The sequence below is a fragment of the Chryseobacterium gwangjuense genome, from assembly GCF_021311115.1.
Lineage (GTDB): Bacteria > Bacteroidota > Bacteroidia > Flavobacteriales > Weeksellaceae > Chryseobacterium > Chryseobacterium gwangjuense.
In genome coordinates, this window is sequence record NZ_JAJTNP010000004.1 from 241,204 (window position 1) to 260,387 (window position 19,184).

Sequence of the window (19,184 nt, forward strand, 5' to 3'; positions counted from 1 at the left end):
AATTTTTGTAATCGCTCAAGAGATTGCTTACATTTGTGTTATGTCTGTCTTAGAAAAATTTGGGGTTGATGTTTTTACACAACATAATATATTCGAGAGAATTGCTGTCGACAAGCCATTTCGTCCCGAAAATCCGGCATTTATCTTTATTAAAACAGGAACGATAAAACTCAAACAACATTTTCGGGATTTAGAACTTTCTGCCAATATGTTTATGGTGACGGATCCGCAGACGATTTACGAAATGGTTTCCGTGAGTGATGATTTTCAGTCGAGAATGGTTTCATATAAACGCGAATTTATCTCAGCTTTGTCATTAAAATTCAATAGGTTAATAACTTACCGATACTTTAGGCAACAAATGAACATTGGGGTTCCTTTTCATCAGGATGAAATGGATGTGGTTTGGAAAAGTGTGAATTTTCTGAAATATATCCTCGATTCGGAAACCGAAATGATCTACAAAAAAGAAATGGTAGAACATCTTTTTTCTGTTTTTTGTTACCAAATGGCAGGAATTATTTCTAAAGAAGACAACAATTCGATGAACCAGATGTCAAGACAAGAGGAAATTGTTTTTGTTTTCCTGAATGATCTTGCAGAACATCATCTCACGGAGCGGTCGGTTGAGTTTTATGCCGAGCGACAGTCGATTACAACCAGACATCTTTCATCAGTTATGAAGACCATTACAGGGAAGTCTGCAAGCCAGATTATTGCTTTGGTCGTGATTAATGAGGCTAAAGTGCTTTTAAACTCTTCCAGTAAGCCTATTTCAGAAATTTCTTCAATTCTCGGGTTTAGTGACCAGTATTCATTTTCTCACTTTTTTAAGAAACATTTAGGAGAAAGTCCTTCACAGTATCGAAATCAGTTCGAAAGTTAAAATCTTACATTTGAACATCTTTTTCCAATTCTCAAACATTTGTTTGAGTTTCTTCTCGCCATAACTTTGTACTCGTAAAACAAGGTAAAATGGTAAAGAATATTAAAACAGCACTATCGTTATTGATAGCAGTCTTTCCTGCGCTGTTTTTTTCACAAGAAATAAAACAGATGACAGCGAATGAGGTGGCCGAGCTCGCATTGCAAAATCATCAGCAGTTGAAAATTTCGGCACAAAATATTGACATTGCAGAACAAAATACTAATGTTGCCAAGCTTCAGAAATTACCGACTATAACTGCTGCTACAAGCCAGTTTTATTTAGGTGATGCAATAGCAATTGATAAAGATTTTTCCAATTCTACGACTATTCCGATGCCTCACTACGGTAGTTCTTATGCAGTACAGGCGACTCAGGTAATCTTCAAAGGAGGATTGGTGAATAAGTCTATTGAATTGGCGGGACTTCGTGAGCAGCTTTCAAAACTGGATCTGGAAAAAAACAAACAGGATGTGAAATTTTTGGTGATCTCCAATTATCTGGATGTTTATAAGATTTTAAATCAACAGGAAGTATTTCAAACCAACAAAAAACTGGCTCAGGAAAGATTAAAAAATATCCAGAAATTTTATCAGCAGGGCATGGTTACCCGAAATGAAGTGATTCGTGGTGAATTGGCAATTAAGAATATCGATCAGTACATGTTGACGCTAGCAAACAATAAAAAAATCCTGAATTATAATTTAAGCGTTGCTTTGGGTTTACCAACAGATACAGAGATTATTCCAATTGAAAATTTAGAGAATAAAGATGCCGGTATAGGAATGGATTATTATGTAAATCTTGCCCATGACAGTAATCCTTTGATGAAATCTGCAAAAACGAATATGTTGGTTGCCGGTAAAAATATTGAGATTATAAAAACCGATAAAATGCCTACAGTAGCAGGTTTTGGAGGATATACTCTGCAAAGACCGATTACGACGAGAAATCCAGTTTTGGATATGTATTCGGGAGGTTGGCAGACGGGAGTTTCTTTAAGTTATAATATTGATAATCTATATAAAACCAAAGAAAGAGTAAAGTTAGGAGAACTGCAAAAAAATCAGGCAAATGATGCCATGACTTTAACGCAGCAAAATATTGATATGGCTGTGAATGCTGCGTATGTAAAATATCAGGAATCTATTCAGCAAGCGGATATTCTAAATGATGCCAAAACATTAGCGGAAGAAAATTATAAAATTACGGAAGCCAAATATTTAAATCAGTTGGCAGTACAGGCAGAAATGCTGGATGCACAGTATCAGAAACTTCAATCAGAATTAGAATATGCCAATGCAGAAATCAATGTGCTGTATCAATATTACAATCTTCTGAAATCTACCGGAACTCTTTAATTTTTAAAACTGAAAACAATGGAAAACAAGGAACAAAATACATCTTCAGCACCTGTACAGTCAAGTGCTTCAGCAAAAAAGAAAGAAAATAAAAAGAATAAAATCAGAGCCATTATTTCAAACATTATTGTGTTTTTGGTAATTGGTTTCGGATTATTCTGGCTGGTTCGTGAATATTTTCACGTAGGAGATAAAACCTATACGGAAGCGGCCCAGGTGGAGGAATTCATTAACCCAATTAATACGAGAGTTTCGGCTTACATCAAAGAAATTAAATTTATTGAACACCAACAGGTTAAAAAAGGGGATACTTTGGTAATTCTGGACAATCGTGAAATTTTAACACAATTGGGTCAGGCAGAAGCTGCTTATCAGAATGCTTTAGCTCAAAAAACAGCAACAAGTTCATCCGTAAACACAGTTTCCAACAACGTAAGTGTAATGGAGTCCAATATTGCCGGAGCAAAAGCAAGACTTTGGAATGCTGAACAAAACTTAAACAGATACAAAAACCTTTTGGCTTCAGAGGCTGTAACGAGACAACAGTACGATCAGGTGAAAACTGAATATGATGCTCAAAAAGCAACGTATGAAACTTTGGTTAATCAAAAACAGTCGGCAAACCTGTCCACAACAGAGGTGAAAAATAAATTAGGAATCAATGATGCCGAAATCAAGAGAACCAAATCTGCGTTGGACATGGCGAAAATTAACCTGTCTTATACGGTAATCACAGCGCCTTACGATGGAGTGATGGGGAGAAGAATGCTTTCTGAAGGACAATTGATTCAGCCGGGACAACAAGTGGCGACTATCGTTTTGAACGGACAAAAGTGGGTAACTGCCAATTTCCTGGAAAAACAGATGCCAAACATTAAAATCGGTGAAAAAATGATGATGACAGTTGATGCTTTGGGAGGTCAGAAATTTGAAGGAGTGGTAACTGCTATTTCTGCGGCAACAGGATCAAGATATTCAAGTGTTCCGACGGATAATTCTACCGGAAATTTCATAAAAGTCCAACAGAGAATTCCCGTAAGAATTGAGTTTACAGCTTCCAATAAAAAAGAAAATGTAGATAAACTTAGTGCAGGGATGAACGTGAATGTGAGCATTAATAAGTAAGGAAGCTTGAGGATGGGAGTGGGAAGAGTCTGCAGTGTGAAACAAAACTTCCTGCATCCATCTTCTGACTTCTAGCCTTTAACATCAAATTTTGAAAATCATGTACAATAAAGGATTATACAACGACTGGGTTCCGAAACCTGTGCAGCTTTTACTGATCGTATTGCTTCTTGCCGTAGTAATGCCTCTTGGTGGAGTGTATACAGGGAATGTAAGCTATGTGATGAGCGGAACCGGTGCGATGACAGAATACTTCATGTGGGCGAATTATGCAACGACAATTGGAATGGGAGCGTGTATGCCTATTGTTCTCAGAATGAAAATGAGATTCAAAGTCCGGGATAAAATGACGGTTTTGTTGGTTCTTTTGGGATTGTTGAGCTATCTCAATTCGACAACTTTTGATCCGATGATTTTTGTTTTTTCATCATTACTCATCGGATTTTTAAAAATGATGGTAACGATAGAGTTATTCCTGCCCTTAATGATGATGATCGGAAACAGAGGGATGTTTTACGGAGCATTTTATACTTTTGTTTTAGTGCTCAACCAAATTTCTGCATACTATGCGGCAGAGGTTTCCATTCTCTATAACTGGCAACATTTCTATGTAATTATGGCGGTGGCATGCTTTGTTTTAGCTTTACTGCACTGGTTGCTGATGCATGATAAATATTTTGCTTTAAAGGTTCCGTTACATTATATCGATTGGTTAAGTGTTTTGCTTTTCGTGTCTGCTTTTATGTTTTCAGCGTATGTTTTTTCATTCGGGAAGCAACAGGACTGGCTCAATTCAGAAAATATAGTCAATGCAAGTATTGCGGCTTTTGTGAGTTTTGCTTTGTTAGCTATTCGTCAGTTTACGTTGAAAAGACCTTATATATCTTTTAAAATATTTACTAAAAACAACGTCCAGCATGGGCTATTTATGCTTCTTATGCTCGGAATGTTTTTAGGAACGACTTCCATTCAGAATACTTTTGCAGTTGGGGTTTTGGGTTATGACCAATTAACAAACGCTAAATTAAATCTGCTGATGATTCCTGGATTAATTTTAGCTGGAGCAATTGCCATATTTTGGTTTAAAAAAGAAATTCCGTTGAAGATGTTTATTTTTTCAGGTTTTTCAGCGATGATAGGGTATGTAATGGTGATGTACTTTTCCATGGTGCTGGAATTTAATTATGAAAACTGGTATTTACCCATGCTTTTGAAAGGTTATGGAATGGGCTCATTATTCATCTCGGTTTGGTTTTATACATTGGATAAATTGGAAATGGATGATATGTTGGCGGCTATCGGATTGGTATTGGTTTGGAGAACATTTTTAGCGGTTGGATTTTTCTCTGCAGTGTATGCTTGGTTCCAATATCGTTTTCAGGTAGTTGCAGTTGGTGATTTGGCTGTTTACATGGATGGAATGACAATAACACCGCAAAATGTAGCTGCGAATATGAAGGGTATTCAATTGAATGCCATTATTATAGCGAGTAAGAAAATATTCGGATACATTATTCTGGCCGGATTAGGAGTGTTGGTGTATGTGTTCACTCATCATTTTGGAAAAGAACGTTTCGAATATGCCAGATTTGTTAAAATATTAAGCGGAAAATCTGCTTTGGCGAGAAAAAGACTTCGTGAAAGAAAAAGATTTTTAGAAGAAATAAAAGAAACAACCGGATCTACGGTTTAAAGAGACCTTGTTTTTCATTTGTAAAACTCCATTGTATTGTAAGATGGGGTTTTACTTTTTAACCATAAGCCTTTCTTATGTGTTTGATTTTTAATAATTAAAAAAACAGACTTCTTTATGCAAAAAGCCTGTTTTTATAGGTTTATCTATTAATTTTTAATTGCGGAAATATTGTCTTACATCTGCAGAGTCAAAAGTGTAATCTGCCTGGTTTTCAGATTTATCCAGTTTTTTACTAATGGTTAAAGCCCATAAAACAAGCTCTTTACAGAAGTTTTGGTCTTCTTTGCTCAGTTGAGGGGCGTTTTCTTCCACAACTGTTGTGAGTGGTTGTATCTTATCCAGTTTAGCATAGAATTCTTCATCCGTATCAGCATAATTTAATTCAAGCTGATTCTTCGAAAACCATAGGATTAAATCGGTATAAGGTGTTTTAATTCCTTCTTTTTCCAGTTTTGAAATACGCGGGAAAATATCTTCAAACAATCTCATAATAGCCTGATCAATCAAGATTTTGGCAACATGATCCGCACCTTCCTGTTCACCTTCATAAACGAGTTCAATTTTTCCGGTAATGGAAGGAATGATAGACATAAAGTCTAAAAGACGGATATGGGTCTTTTCAGAGCCAGTTTCCAAAAGGCGTAATTTCGCTGCTGCAAAAAGGTTTTCCATCGCACTGATGGTTAATCTTGCACTCACTCCGCTTTTTGCATCTACATATTCGCTGTCTCTTGCAATGAAAGCCACTTCTTCCAAAAGATTTTTCGCTAAATCGGAAATCTGTATTTTGCTGCGGTCTTCCGGGGAAATCAAAGCTTCCTGCTCAGTAATTTGCTTGGCAAGTTCAACGCTTTTCGGATAATGAGTAAAGATTTGAGAACCGATTCTGTCTTTTAAAGGCGTTACAATGCTTCCTCTGTTGGTATAATCTTCAGGATTTGCTGTAAACACAAACTGAATATCCAAAGGCATTCTCAGTTGGAATCCTCTGATCTGAATATCTCCTTCCTGTAAAATATTAAACAAGGAAACCTGAATTCTGGCCTGTAAATCGGGGAGTTCATTCAAAACAAAAATAGAACGGTTGGCTCTTGGAATCATTCCGTAATGTAAAACACGTTCGTCAGAATAGGGCAGTTTTAAAGTGGCTGCTTTAATAGGATCGATATCTCCGATTAAATCGGCAATATTAACATCAGGAGTTGCCAGTTTTTCAAAAAAACGGTCTGAACGGTGAACCCATGAAATTGGTGTTTCATCATCAAGCTCAGCAATTAAGTCTCTCGCATATTTGGAAATCGGATGAAACGGACTGTCATTAATTTCAGAACCCTTTACAATTGGCATATATTCGTCTAAAAGATTCACCATGCTTCTTGCTATTCTTGTTTTTGCCTGTCCGCGTAATCCTAAAAGATTAATGTGATGACCAGCCAGAATTGCCTTTTTCAATTGTGGAATTACAGTGTCTTCATAGCCGTAAAGCCCTTCGAAAACCGGTTCTTTTGCTTTGATTTTAGCAATTAAATTAGCCTGAATTTCCTGATTGATGGTTTTATGGGTATATCCTGAATTTTTTAATTCTTTAAATGTTGTATCGTTTTTCATTTGTTTAATGATATAATGTTTTATAAAGCAGTATTAATTTGACATTTCGCTAAGGTTTTATAGTAGCTAATCGCTTTATTTTAGTTTGTAAAGACATTTCACTTTTGTCTTTTTACTTTTTACTTGACTCTTTTTCAAATCCTTTTAATTCTATTCTTTTCATAATCTTCAAAAATCATCTGTCCTAATCCTGAAAGTCCCGTAAGGAAAGCTTTTCCTTTATTTTGAGCAGTAAATATTTCAACAAATTTCCGGAGATAAGGATCTTGCGCGATCATAAAGGTGGTGATCGGAATTTTCAGTTTTCTTGCCTGTGCAGCTTTATGAAGACATTCAGAAACTATTCTTTCATCGAGTCCTACACTGTTCATATAATATTCTCCATTCGGTAACTTCAGACAGCTCGGTTTTCCGTCGGTAATCATGAAGATCTGCTTGTTGGTATTTCTTTTTCTTCGCAGAATATCCATTGCCAGTTCCAATCCGGCAACCGTATTGGTGTGATATGGCCCTACCTGTAAATAAGGAAGATCCTTAATTTTGATAGGCCATGCTTCGTTTCCGAAAACAATAATATCGATAGAATCTTTCGGATATTTTCTTTTGATGAGTTCAACCAAGGCCATGGCTACTTTTTTGGCAGGAGTAATCCGGTCTTCACCATATAAAATCATGGAATGGCTGATGTCTATCATTAAAACCGTACTCATCTGAGCTTTGTGCTTGGTTTCTTCTACAATGAGGTCATCTTCAGTCATTCTGAGGTCTGAAATTCCATTGTTGATCTGAGCGTTTTTCAGACTTTCAGTCATATTTACAGTTGATAAATCATCTCCATATTGGAAATTCCGGTTTTCACCATCACGTTCATCTCCGATTCCTGTTTTGTTGGTACGGTGGTTTCCGACCCCGCTTTTCTGGAGTTTTCCGAAAATCTGATCCAGAGCATATTCACGCAAAGCCGCTTCCAGTTTGGCAGTCAGTACATTTTTGCCTTCCCCGGTTCCTGAATTGCCATCTTCAGGATCTTCAGCTTTGATATATCCGCGTTTTTTCAGATCTTCTTCAAAATCTTCAAGACTATATTCATCATTGAAAATATTGTATTCTCTGTCGAGCATATCGAGCCATTCAAAAGCTTCCTCAAGATCACCGGAAGTGTGGATGAGCAAATCTCTGAATACGTCGAAAACTCTGTCGAAATTGGAAATTTCCTCCGGAACATGCTTACTGAAAGTAAAACCCTGATGAACATTAAAACTTTTATTTGTCATGAGGTTGTTCTTGTATTTAAAAGAGACAAGTTAGGAAAATATTGTAATAAGAATACCGCTTGGAAAATAGATAATGTTAATGATACTTATAAAACATTTAACATGATCCTGAGATTAAGGCATAAGAATATTGTTTGTTTCTTTTTAGAACATATTATCTTTGCATTCATATTGACAACTATGAAAGATTTAATGGGCAAGGCAATCTGGGATTATTATCAAAATGAAAATCCTGAAGACCTGCAGACTGAAACTTCAATTTCCGAACTGGATGAACTTCCGGTTGATTATCTTTTTCGTGATTTTGAAGAAATGAACGATATTGAGCAGAAAGCTTTGAAATTATCAACAGGAAAAACGTTGGATATTGGAGCCGGAGCCGGGTCGCATTCTTTATATCTTCAAAATGATAGAAATCTTGATGTTACCGCATTAGATATTTCACCAAAATCCATTGAAGTCTGCAAATTGAGAGGAATCAAAAAAGCGGTTGCTGAAAATATGCTTCATTTTGAAGGAGAAACTTTTGATACGATTCTTTTATTAATGAACGGAACAGGAATTTTCCAAAGCCTTACCGTTATTGATATTTATCTTAAAAAACTGCATTCTTTGTTAAATGAAAAAGGTCAGGTTCTGATTGATAGCACAGATATTTTATATATGTTTGATCGTGATGATGATGGTGGAGTTTATATCCCGGCAGAAGGATATTACGGTGAACTGGATTATATCGTTCATTATAAAGGAGAATCCGAAGATCCGATTAAATGGCTGTATCTTGATTTTAATACCTTGAAAAATGCAGCTGAAAACAATGGGTTTACAATTGAAAAAGTTTTGCAGGATGAAGATGCCTATTTAGCTAGGTTGACTAAAAAATAATACATAAGTCATTGCGAGGAACGTAGAGACGAAGCAATCTCTTAATAATCTTAACAACTTAAATAAATCTTAATATTTCAATTTTTTGCCATTAAGATTTTGAAGAAAGTTAAATTTAAGCATTGCTTTTTCGTTGAGATTGCTTCGTCGTTTTGCTCCTCGCAATGACAGGAAAACAAAAAAACCACATGAATTTCATGTGGTTTTCTTTATTTAGAATAGTAAATTATCCGATTTCAATACCATTCTCAACATTACTGTCATCAGGTGTTACAAAAGATAATTTTCCGTCTGGTTTTGTTGTTAATAGTAACATTCCCTGAGATTCAATTCCTCTGATTTTTCTTGGAGCAAGGTTTAATAAAATCATCACTTGTTTTCCAACTACTTCTTCCGGAGTGAAGCTTTCTGCAATCCCTGAAACTACAGTTCTTACATCAACCCCTGTGTCAACAGTCAATTTCAGTAATTTATCTGCTTTTTCAACTTTTTCAGCTTCTAAAATTGTGGCTGTTCTTAAGTCGATTTTCGTAAAATCATCAAAAGTGATTTCGTCTTTCATAGGATTTGCGTTAGGGTTTGTTTTTTTATTGTTTTGTTTCGTGTCTTCCAGCTTCTGAATTTGAGCTTCGATGACATCATCTTCGATTTTTGAGAAAAGAAGGGATGATTCGTTGATTTTATGACCTGTTTCAATTAAAACAGATTTTGTCTCAACATCATTCCAATCTGATTTTTGAACATTGAACATATTCAATAATTTCTCAGAACTGAAAGGCATAAACGGTTCACATAACTGAGCTAAAGCAACAGCAATCTGAGCTCCGACAAATAAAGACTGAGCCGCTTTTTCAGGGTGATCTTTAATGGTTTTCCAAGGTTCTTCCGTTTGAAGATATTGATTTCCGAATCGAGCCAAGTTCATTAAAGCGGTCAATGAATTTCTGAATTCATAATTTTCTAAGAATCCTGAAATTTCTTTTGCTGCTTTATTGATTTCCTTTAATTCAGGGCTGTTAACATCACCTTGAGGAACAACTCCGTCATAATATTTATGAATCAAAACAGCAACTCTGTTGATGAAGTTTCCGAAAATTCCTACCAACTCAGAATTATTCTTCGTCTGGAAATCTTTCCAGGTAAAATTATTATCCTTTGTTTCCGGTGCTGACGAAAGAAGAGCATATCTCAATACATCCTGCTGTCCCGGGAAATCTTCTACATATTCGTGTGCCCAAACTGCCCAGTTTCTTGATGTTGAAATTTTATCGTTTTCAAGATTCAGGAATTCAAAAGCAGGAACATTTTTCGGCATAATATAATCTCCGTGAGCTTTCATCATTGAAGGGAAAATAATACAGTGGAATACAATATTATCTTTTCCGATAAAGTGAACTAAATCAGAGCTTTCGCTTTGCCAGTAGTCTTTCCAGTCTTTTCCGTTTTTTGCTGCCCATTCTTTGGTGAAAGAAATGTATCCGATTGGTGCATCAAACCATACATATAATACTTTTCCTTCTGCACCCGGAAGCGGAACAGGAACACCCCAGTTCAGATCTCTAGTCATCGCACGAGGTTTTAAACCGTCATTTAACCAAGATTTTACCTGTCCATAAACATTAGGTTTCCAGTCGTCTTTATGACCTTCAATAATCCATTCGTTTAGGAAGTCTTCATATTCATTTAATGGAAGATACCAATTTTTTGTTTCTTTTAAAATAGGAACATTTCCGCTTAGCATTGATTTTGGATTGATCAATTCAGACGGTGAAAGGGTAGAACCACATTTTTCACACTGATCTCCGTAAGCATTTTCGTTTCCGCAATTCGGACAAGTTCCCACAATATATCTGTCAGCCAGGAATTCTCCTGCTTGTTCGTCAAAATACTGTTCAGACATTTCCTCCGTGAATTTCCCTTTTTCATAAAGAACTTTAAAGAAATCTTGACTTGTTTCACGGTGATTCGCTGATGTTGTTCTTGAATATTCATCAAAAGAAATACCTAAATCTGAGAAAGATTTTTTGATGATTTCGTGATATTTATCAACAATATCTTGTGGTGTAACGCCTTCTTTTTTAGCTCTTATGGTAATAGGAATTCCGTGCTCATCTGATCCACAGATAAAAGCAACATCTTTTCCCGATCTTCTCTGAAATCTCGCATAAACATCTGCAGGAATGTAAACTCCAGCCAAATGCCCAATATGAACCGGTCCGTTTGCATATGGCAAAGCCGCCGTAATCATCTTTCTGTTTGACATTTATAGTATAGTTTTAAGTCTGCAAAGATAAAGATTATCTGCCAAAATTACCCGATTTAGACAGTATAATATCACGGAAGAATTTTTTAAAGAAAGAATCTTTATCTGAATTAATGCCAATTGTTGGAGGTAATTTTTTATTTTTAAAGTTTATAAATAGTCATAATGAAGAAAATTACAATTGGAGCGTTATTGTTTTCAATGATGTTTGTGGGGGTTAATGCACAATCTTTAAAATCGCCGGACGGAAAATTTGAAATGGATTTTCAGTTGAAACAGGGCGTTCCTTATTATCATCTTAAATATAACGGTAAAACAGTAGTTGAAGATTCTAAGCTAGGGTTGAGGTTATTTAAAGATGCTTCAATAAAGTTTGCGTCGGAAATCGCAAAATCAGAAGATGCAAAATTTGATTTGAATAACGGTTTTACGAAAGTTGACGAAAAACGTGATTCAAAAAATGAAACCTGGCAACCGGTTTTAGGAGAAAAGAAAAATTATATTAATCATTATAATGAATTGGCAATTACATTAAATCAGAGTTCTACCAACAGAAGCATTGTGGTAAAGTTCCGATTGTTTAATGATGGTTTAGGTTTCAGATATGAATTTCCACAGCAGAAAAACCTGAATTATTTTGTCATCAAAGAAGAAGATACGGAATTTGATTTTCCGACCGATATGAAAGCTTGGTGGATGGTTGCAGATTATGATTCTCAGGAGTATCGATATCAGGAAACCCAGGTTTCTGAAATTCCTGCAAAATGGGAAACTGCTTTTGACTCTAATGCTTCTCAGAAATTAATTAAAAATGCGGTTCAGTCTCCATTAATGTTGAAAAAAGAAGGAAAAGAACCTTTATATATCAATGTTGCGGAAGCTGCTGTGCTGGATTATCCTGCCTCTCATTTAGAAGTAGATGCTCAGAATTTTAAATTTAAAACTCATCTTACAGCAGACAGACAGGGAGCAAAAGGCTATATTCAGACTCCATCAGTAACGCCTTGGAGAACCATTATCGTTTCGCCAACAGCAGAAGATTTAATGGCTTCTAAAATGCTTTTCAATCTGAATGAGCCTACAAAATATACAGATACTTCTTACATTCATCCGACAAAATATATGGGAGTATGGTGGGAAATGATTATCGGAAAATCTCAATGGGCCTATTCTACAGAAGAAAATGTGCATATCGGTAAAACGGATTTCTCAAAACTGACTCCAAACGGAAAACATGCTGCCAATAACACAAAAGTAAAAGAGTATATTGATTTTGCCGCAGAAAATGGTTTCCAGGGTTTATTAATTGAAGGCTGGAATATCGGTTGGGAAGACTGGTTTGGTCATTCAAAAGAATTTGTTTTCGATTTTATTACCCCTTATCCTGATTTTGATATTAAAATACTGAATGAATATGCACATTCAAAAGGGATTAAATTAATTATGCATCATGAAACGTCAGGTTCTGCGACAAACTATGAAAGATGGGCGGATCAGGCATTTCAATTGATGAAAAAATATGGTTATGATGCGGTGAAAACTGGATATGTTGGCGATATTATTCCTAGAGGAGAGCATCATTATTCTCAATGGACAATTAATCATTTCTACAGAATTGCTGAGAAAGCGAACGAATATAAAATTATGGTCAACTCTCACGAATCTGTTCGTCCTACAGGAGAAAGCCGTACCTATCCGAATTATGTTTCTGCAGAAGCAGCCCGTGGAACAGAGTACGAAGCATTTGCCGGAAATAATGCTGATCATCAGACCATTCTTCCGTTTACAAGATGGATGGGAGGTTCTATGGATTACACTCCCGGAATTTTCCAGACAAAATTGGATTATTATTTCCCGGGAGATAAACGCTATGTGAAAACTACTTTGGTAAAGCAATTAGCATTATATGTTACGATGTATATGCCTCTTCAGATGGCTGCAGATTTGCCTGAAAACTATAAAAAACATATAGATGCTTTTCAGTTTATCAAAGATGTGGCAGCGGATTGGGACGATACTAAAATCTTATCAGCAGAACCCGGCGATTATATTGTGACGGCCAGAAAAGCTAAAGGAACAGAAAACTGGTTTGTTGGTGGAATTACTGATGAGAATAAGCGAGAATATACCGTAGATTTTTCTTTTCTGGATAAAGGGAAGAAGTATGAAGCAGCCATCTATGAAGATGGAAAAGATGCAGATTATATAGACAATCCTCAAAGTTATAATATCTACAAAAAACAGATCACTAATAAGTCTAACATTAATTTCAAAATGGCAAGAAGCGGAGGTTTCGCAATCTCAATCAAGCCTGTAAAATAAAATATTCAAAATGTATTCAACTATGAAAAAAACTACAATATTCTTTGCTTTAATAGTATTTGTATTCAGCTTTACAACTATTTCAGCTCAGACGAAATTTGAGAAAGAAAAAACAGAAATCGGAACAATGCTCGATGGTTTCAATGTTGCGGCTGCAAAATCTGATTTCAATACTTACTTTAATTATTTTGCTGACGAATCAACCTTTATCGGAACAGATGCTACTGAAGTTTGGGATAAAAAAGCATTCATGGTTTGGGCAAAACCGTATTTTGATAAAAAAAGAACCTGGAATTTCACTTCCTTAAAAAGAAATATCTATTTCAGTAAAGACGGTAAAATAGCCTGGTTTGATGAATTGCTGGATACTCAAATGAAGATATGTCGCGGTTCCGGAGTTGTTGAAAAGATAAACGGACAATGGAAAGTGAAACAATATGTACTTTCTGTAACTGTTCCTAATGAAGTTGTAGATAAAGTAGTAATAGAAAAGACTCCAATCGAAGATGCATTAATTCAGAAACTGAAAAAATAATGAAGATATGATTGAAGGAAGATTCATTAGCTAGTTTCCTTTCTTACCTTACATCAACATTTTCGCAATCCATAGGGTGTACATTTGTATCATAAATAATCACAATATGAAAACAGTATATCATAAAGCAGATACAAGAGGTCATGCAAATCATGGATGGTTAAATTCTTATCATACATTTAGCTTTGCAGGATACCAAAACCCTGAAAGAACGAATTTCGGAGTGTTGAGAGTATTAAATGACGACACCGTTACCCAGGGAATGGGATTCGGAACACACCCTCACAGAGATATGGAAATCATTTCAATTCCTTTGGAGGGTGATTTGGAGCATAAAGATTCAATGGGAACCACTGCCGTTATCAAAAAAGGAGAAATTCAGGTAATGAGTGCAGGAACAGGAGTAATGCACAGCGAATACAATAAGAATAAAGATCAGGCTGTAAAATTTTTGCAAATCTGGGTTTTCCCGAAAGAAGTCGGAGTTGAACCAAGATACGATCAGAAAAGCATTAAAGAAGGAGAAAAAATCAACGGATTCCAACAGATTTTATCACCAAATAAAAATGATGACGGAGTCTGGATTCATCAGGATGCATGGTTTAATTTAGCTAATTTCACTAAAGGAAACGGTAAAAATTATATGCTCAACAAAAAAGGAAACGGAGTCTATGCTTTCGTATTAAAAGGAAGTGCAAAAGTTGGGGACAGAATTCTAAATGAAAGAGACGGTTTAGGAATCTGGGATACCCAAAGCTTCAATATAGAAGCTGTTGAAGACACAGAAATCCTTTTAATGGAAGTTCCTATGGAATTACCGTCCTATTTAAAATAATTAAAAACAGAACAATTTCGCAGAATAAAAATTCCCCTCCATTGGAGGGGTGGCGAAAATTCAGAAAGAATTTTTGACGGGGTGGTTAGAAACATAAAACATTAGATTATAACAGAAATCTTCCCGATCTTTGTGTCCACAATTAAACAACAACTTATTTTAAAATAAATAAAAAAATGAAAATTTTAGCAATAGCAGGATCCAATTCCGAAGCATCAATGAATAAGCACTTAGTTTCATACGCAGCATCCATCTTTGAAAATGCTGAAGTAGAAGTAGTAGACTTAAATCCTTTCGAAATGCCGATTTATAAGCATGAAAGAGAATTGGCAAACGGAGTTCCTCAGGAAGCGAAAGATTTTGCAGCAAAAATTGACGGAGCAAATCTATTATTAGTTTCTTTACCGGAGCACAACGGAACATATTCTACTGCATTCAAAAATGTGTTCGACTGGGTATCAAGAATCAAAGACAGAACGGTTTGGAATGAAGTACCTATGTTGCTAATGTCTGCAGCTCCGGGAGCAAGAGGAGGAGCCGGAGTTTTGGAAGCTGCAACGAAGCGTTTCCCTTTCCACGGTGGAAATATTGTAGAAACGTTCTCTCTTCCTTTCTTTAATGATAATTTTGATAAATCGGCTCAGAAGATTTCTAATGATGAGAAAGACAGTGAATTAAGAGAGAAAATCCAGAAAATTTCTGCGATCGAATCTATCCTTGAAAAATAGATTTGAAAATTAATATAAAATTAATATCTTTGCAAAAAGAAAAAAGATGAAAATTCAGACTTCCTTTAATCAATATTTTTCCAAGATGGGGAATATTGTGGACTCTGAAATTCTGAGATAAAATAACGGCCGATAATCTACCAAGATTGTCGGCTTTTTTGTTTTCTAAATTTGAATAAAAAGTTTGAAATAAATTTCTAAAAGTAGACATGAGCAACACTTACAAATCAGCAGGAGTAGACAAAGAAGAAGGATACAAAACGGTTGACAAGATTAAAAAAGCTGTCGGCGAAACGCACAATTCAAATGTATTGAATCATTTGGGAAGTTTTGGAGCTTTCTACGAAATCGGAGGATACAAAAATCCTGTTTTGGTTTCAGGAACAGATGGAGTGGGAACGAAGCTTAAAGTAGCTTTAGACTCAAAAAAATATGATTCTATTGGTGTCGATTGTTTCGCGATGTGTGCCAATGACATCCTTTGTCACGGTGCAAAACCATTATTTTTCCTGGATTACCTAGCTTGCGGAAAATTGGATTCTGAAATTGCTGCAGAAATCGTTTTAGGAATGGTGGAAGCTTGTAAAGACAACAACTGTGCATTAATTGGTGGTGAAACTGCTGAAATGCCAGGAATGTATCAGCCTGGAGACTATGATGTAGCTGGGTTCTGCGTAGGAATTGTTGAAAAAGACCAGATTATCGACGGATCTAAAATTAAAGCAGGAGATAAAATTATTGCATTACCAAGTTCAGGTTTCCATTCAAACGGATTCTCTTTGGTAAGAAAAGTTTTCCCTGACTTCAACGAAGAGTTTGAAGGAAAACCTTTGTATGAAACGCTTTTAGTTCCTACAAGATTATATTACAAAGATATTCATAAAGTACTTGCTGAGGTTGAAGTGGCAGGTATCGCACATATTACAGGTGGTGGATTGTATGAAAACATCCCAAGAATTATCGGTGACGGATTATGTGCTTCTATTGATGCTTCAAAAATTCAAATTCCAAGCATTATGCTGGAGTTGGAAAAAAGAGGTGGAGTAGCTCGTGAAGAAATGTTCGGAACATTCAATATGGGTGTTGGAATGATCGTAGTGGTAGAAGCTGAGAAAGCTGAAAAAATACTAAGTCTCCTTGATGACGCTTACGAAATCGGAGAAATCACAGAAGGAAGCGAGAAGATTGATTTGAAATTTTAAATAAATAGAATTTAGGATTAGAAATTTGGCTTAAGGTAGTCTAACTTCTAACTTCTAACTTCTAACTTCTAATTAATGAAAAACTTAGTTATACTCGTTTCAGGTTCGGGAACCAATCTTCAAAGAATTATTGATACTATTGATAACGGAGAAATCCAGAATGCAAAAGTATCTTTAGTAATTGCCGACAGAGAATGTTACGGACTTGAAAGAGCAAAAAATCATAATATTGAACACGTTCTGATTCCGAGAGGAAAAAATTTCAGCAGTGAATTGAGTAAAATGATCCCTGAAAATACAGATTTAATCGTATTGGCAGGATTTTTATCCATTCTAAAACCTGAATTTTGTGAAAACTGGAATGGAAAAATAATCAATATTCATCCTGCTTTGCTTCCGAAATTCGGAGGTAAGGGAATGTGGGGAATGAATGTTCACAATGCTGTTATTGAAGCTAAAGAAAAAGAAAGCGGGGCAACCGTACATTTTGTGACTTCAGGAATTGATGAGGGAGAAGCGATTCTTCAAAAATCATTCGAAGTAACAGAAAATGATACTCCCGAGACTGTAGCGGAAAAAGTTCATACCATAGAATATGAAATTTTCCCAAAAGCAATCAATAAAGTATTGAATAATAATTAACAGCAATTATTAGCAATACAAAAATTCCCATCCTTTGGAGGGGTGTCAAAATTCAGAAAAAATTTTGACGGGGTGGTTAAAAAACAGATCACCTTTTTGGATTAAAAAACACATTTAGATTTTAAAATATTTCGAAAAAAAAGAAAAATCTAAGTAAAATAAAAGTAAACCGGAGGTGAAAGACCGGACTACAGTTTGAAATAGCTGTAAAAAGTAAAAAATCGAAAGTAAAATGAGCAAAAAGAGAGTTTTAATCAGTGTTTCTGACAAGAGCGGATTGATCGAATTCGCACAGTTTTTAGAAGCCCAAAATTATGAGTTGATCTCTACAGGAGGAACATTCAAACATTTGAAAGACGCTGGTTTAAATCCAATTCAGATTGATGAGGTTACCAATTTCCCTGAGATGTTGGACGGAAGAGTGAAAACATTGCACCCGAAAGTTCACGGTGGATTGTTGGCAGTTCGTTCAAACGAAGAACACATGAAAACTGTTCAGGAGCACGGAATTGGTCTGATTGACATGGTGATTGTGAATCTTTATCCTTTTTTCGAAAATGTAAACAAAAACATTTCTCTTCACGAAAAGGTAGAATTCATCGACATCGGTGGTCCTTCAATGCTTCGTTCTGCCGCTAAAAACTTTGATTCTGTAACGGTAATTACTGATGTTGAAGATTATACAGCAGTAAAAATCGAAATGGAGCAAAACGGAGATACGTACATCGAAACTCGTAAAAGATTGGCAGGAAAAGTATTCAACCTTACTTCTGCTTATGATGCGGCAATCTCAAGAATGCTTTTAGATGAAGAATATCCAACGTATTTAAGTGCTTCTTACAAAAAAGTAGCTGACCTAAGATACGGTGAAAACCCTCATCAAACGGCAGCTTATTATACTTCTACTTTCGAAAACGGTGCCATGAAAGATTTTGAACAATTGGGAGGTAAAGAATTGTCTTTCAATAATCTTCGTGATATGGACCTTTGCTGGAAAGTGGTTACAGAATTTAAAGAAGAAATGGCTTGTTGTGCGGTAAAACACTCTACACCTTGTGGAGTTGCGATCGGAACTTCAGCGTTGGAAACGTATCAGAAAACTTTCGAATGTGACCCAGTTTCAATCTTTGGTGGAATTGTGGCGATGAACTACAAAATCGACGCAGCAACAGCGGAAGAATTAAACAAAACATTCCTTGAAATCGTAATGGCTCCTGAATTTGATGAAGAAGCCCTTGAAGTTTTAAGAAAAAAGAAGAATCTAAGAATTATAAAAATCGTAAACCTAGTTTCTGACAAGCAGACTTGGGTGAAGGTTGATGGAGGAATATTAGTTCAGGACAACGACAGCATCTTCTCAGATGATATTAAAGTAGTTACTGAAACTCAGCCTACAGAAGAGCAGAGAAAAGCATTATTATTCTCTCAGAGAGTCGTAAAATATGTTAAATCAAATGCGATCGTAGTTTCAAACGGAATTCAGGCTTTCGGAATCGGAGGTGGACAGGTAAACAGAATCTGGGCAACTCAACAGGCGATTGAAAGAGCTAAAGAAAAATTCTCAGGAGACTTAGTATTGGCTTCTGATGCATTTTTCCCTTTCCGTGACGTAGTAGATTTTTGCGCTCAGGAAGGAATTACGGCGATTATTCAGCCAGGAGGAAGTGTAAAAGACCAAGACAGCATCGAAGCGGCTAACGAGCACAAAATTCCGATGATGTTTACTGGTGTTAGACATTTTTTCCATTAATTAAAATAGAATTAAAAAATAGTTTTGAGATTG

The 19,184-nt window shown here is 35.8% G+C and carries 15 protein-coding genes; 12 read left to right on the forward strand and 3 right to left on the reverse strand.

Annotation, left to right across the window (positions count from 1 at the left end; genetic code table 11):
- The first annotated feature begins 40 nt into the window (after positions 1 to 40).
- The 4 genes from LV842_RS09825 to LV842_RS09840 all read left to right on the forward strand — a co-directional run bounded on the left by LV842_RS09825 (position 41) and on the right by LV842_RS09840 (position 5,104).
- Entirely contained in the window at positions 41 to 886 is an 846-nt protein-coding gene (locus tag LV842_RS09825; RefSeq protein WP_233111271.1) for a helix-turn-helix domain-containing protein, read from the forward strand.
- 89 nt (positions 887 to 975) lie between these two features.
- Positions 976 to 2,286, forward strand: a complete 1,311-nt coding sequence (locus LV842_RS09830; protein ID WP_233111272.1) for a TolC family protein — start codon at positions 976 to 978, stop codon at positions 2,284 to 2,286.
- 18 nt (positions 2,287 to 2,304) lie between these two features.
- Complete coding sequence (locus LV842_RS09835) at positions 2,305 to 3,411, forward strand: HlyD family secretion protein (protein WP_233111273.1); 1,107 nt, start codon at positions 2,305 to 2,307, stop codon at positions 3,409 to 3,411.
- Positions 3,412 to 3,511: 100 nt separating this feature from the next.
- Positions 3,512 to 5,104: an MFS transporter gene (locus tag LV842_RS09840; protein WP_233111274.1), complete on the forward strand. Its 1,593-nt coding sequence runs from the start codon at positions 3,512 to 3,514 to the stop codon at positions 5,102 to 5,104.
- Positions 5,105 to 5,260: 156 nt separating this feature from the next.
- Here the strand turns inward: LV842_RS09840 and LV842_RS09845 are convergent, their stop codons facing one another.
- Complete coding sequence (locus LV842_RS09845; protein WP_233111275.1) at positions 5,261 to 6,715, reverse strand: sigma 54-interacting transcriptional regulator; 1,455 nt, start codon at positions 6,713 to 6,715, stop codon at positions 5,261 to 5,263.
- A 134-nt stretch (positions 6,716 to 6,849) separates the two neighbouring features.
- Positions 6,850 to 7,989, reverse strand: coding sequence for a vWA domain-containing protein (locus LV842_RS09850; protein ID WP_233111276.1), 1,140 nt, complete (start codon positions 7,987 to 7,989; stop codon positions 6,850 to 6,852).
- A 180-nt stretch (positions 7,990 to 8,169) separates the two neighbouring features.
- On the opposite strand from LV842_RS09850, the gene LV842_RS09855 reads away from it, so the two are divergent.
- Positions 8,170 to 8,874, forward strand: a complete 705-nt coding sequence (locus LV842_RS09855) for a class I SAM-dependent methyltransferase (RefSeq protein ID WP_233111435.1) — start codon at positions 8,170 to 8,172, stop codon at positions 8,872 to 8,874.
- A 226-nt stretch (positions 8,875 to 9,100) separates the two neighbouring features.
- Here LV842_RS09855 and metG read toward each other — a convergent pair whose 3' ends face one another.
- Complete coding sequence (metG, locus tag LV842_RS09860) at positions 9,101 to 11,137, reverse strand: methionine--tRNA ligase (protein WP_233111277.1); 2,037 nt, start codon at positions 11,135 to 11,137, stop codon at positions 9,101 to 9,103.
- Positions 11,138 to 11,302: 165 nt separating this feature from the next.
- On the opposite strand from metG, the gene LV842_RS09865 reads away from it, so the two are divergent.
- The 7 genes from LV842_RS09865 (at position 11,303) to purH (ending at position 19,151) form a co-directional block, all read left to right on the forward strand.
- On the forward strand, positions 11,303 to 13,459 hold the full coding sequence (locus tag LV842_RS09865; RefSeq protein ID WP_233111278.1) for a glycoside hydrolase family 97 protein: 2,157 nt from the start codon (positions 11,303 to 11,305) through the stop codon (positions 13,457 to 13,459).
- Between the two features lie 22 nt (positions 13,460 to 13,481).
- Entirely contained in the window at positions 13,482 to 13,994 is a 513-nt protein-coding gene (locus tag LV842_RS09870; RefSeq protein WP_233111279.1) for a nuclear transport factor 2 family protein, read from the forward strand.
- Positions 13,995 to 14,100: 106 nt separating this feature from the next.
- Positions 14,101 to 14,829, forward strand: a complete 729-nt coding sequence (locus LV842_RS09875) for a pirin family protein (RefSeq protein ID WP_233111280.1) — start codon at positions 14,101 to 14,103, stop codon at positions 14,827 to 14,829.
- Positions 14,830 to 15,005: 176 nt separating this feature from the next.
- Positions 15,006 to 15,557, forward strand: a complete 552-nt coding sequence (locus LV842_RS09880; protein WP_233111281.1) for an NADPH-dependent FMN reductase — start codon at positions 15,006 to 15,008, stop codon at positions 15,555 to 15,557.
- A 209-nt stretch (positions 15,558 to 15,766) separates the two neighbouring features.
- A complete protein-coding gene (gene purM, locus LV842_RS09885; protein ID WP_233111282.1) occupies positions 15,767 to 16,759 on the forward strand; it encodes a phosphoribosylformylglycinamidine cyclo-ligase in 993 nt (330 codons plus the stop codon).
- A gap of 75 nt (positions 16,760 to 16,834) precedes the next feature.
- Complete coding sequence (gene purN / locus LV842_RS09890; protein ID WP_233111283.1) at positions 16,835 to 17,401, forward strand: phosphoribosylglycinamide formyltransferase; 567 nt, start codon at positions 16,835 to 16,837, stop codon at positions 17,399 to 17,401.
- Between the two features lie 232 nt (positions 17,402 to 17,633).
- Positions 17,634 to 19,151: a bifunctional phosphoribosylaminoimidazolecarboxamide formyltransferase/IMP cyclohydrolase gene (gene purH, locus LV842_RS09895; protein ID WP_233111284.1), complete on the forward strand. Its 1,518-nt coding sequence runs from the start codon at positions 17,634 to 17,636 to the stop codon at positions 19,149 to 19,151.
- The last annotated feature ends 33 nt before the right edge of the window (positions 19,152 to 19,184 follow it).

Coding starts and splice junctions, on each gene's coding strand:
- LV842_RS09840 (WP_233111274.1), top strand. CDS start 3,512: ATGTACAATAAAGGATTATACAACGACTGGGTTCCGAAACCTGTGCAG.
- LV842_RS09880 (WP_233111281.1), top strand. CDS start 15,006: ATGAAAATTTTAGCAATAGCAGGATCCAATTCCGAAGCATCAATGAAT.
- LV842_RS09875 (WP_233111280.1), top strand. CDS start 14,101: ATGAAAACAGTATATCATAAAGCAGATACAAGAGGTCATGCAAATCAT.
- purM (WP_233111282.1), top strand. CDS start 15,767: ATGAGCAACACTTACAAATCAGCAGGAGTAGACAAAGAAGAAGGATAC.
- purN (WP_233111283.1), top strand. CDS start 16,835: ATGAAAAACTTAGTTATACTCGTTTCAGGTTCGGGAACCAATCTTCAA.
- purH (WP_233111284.1), top strand. CDS start 17,634: ATGAGCAAAAAGAGAGTTTTAATCAGTGTTTCTGACAAGAGCGGATTG.
- LV842_RS09825 (WP_233111271.1), top strand. CDS start 41: ATGTCTGTCTTAGAAAAATTTGGGGTTGATGTTTTTACACAACATAAT.
- LV842_RS09870 (WP_233111279.1), top strand. CDS start 13,482: ATGAAAAAAACTACAATATTCTTTGCTTTAATAGTATTTGTATTCAGC.
- LV842_RS09855 (WP_233111435.1), top strand. CDS start 8,170: ATGAAAGATTTAATGGGCAAGGCAATCTGGGATTATTATCAAAATGAA.
- LV842_RS09835 (WP_233111273.1), top strand. CDS start 2,305: ATGGAAAACAAGGAACAAAATACATCTTCAGCACCTGTACAGTCAAGT.
- LV842_RS09830 (WP_233111272.1), top strand. CDS start 976: ATGGTAAAGAATATTAAAACAGCACTATCGTTATTGATAGCAGTCTTT.
- metG (WP_233111277.1), bottom strand. CDS start 11,137: ATGTCAAACAGAAAGATGATTACGGCGGCTTTGCCATATGCAAACGGA.
- LV842_RS09850 (WP_233111276.1), bottom strand. CDS start 7,989: ATGACAAATAAAAGTTTTAATGTTCATCAGGGTTTTACTTTCAGTAAG.
- LV842_RS09845 (WP_233111275.1), bottom strand. CDS start 6,715: ATGAAAAACGATACAACATTTAAAGAATTAAAAAATTCAGGATATACC.
- LV842_RS09865 (WP_233111278.1), top strand. CDS start 11,303: ATGAAGAAAATTACAATTGGAGCGTTATTGTTTTCAATGATGTTTGTG.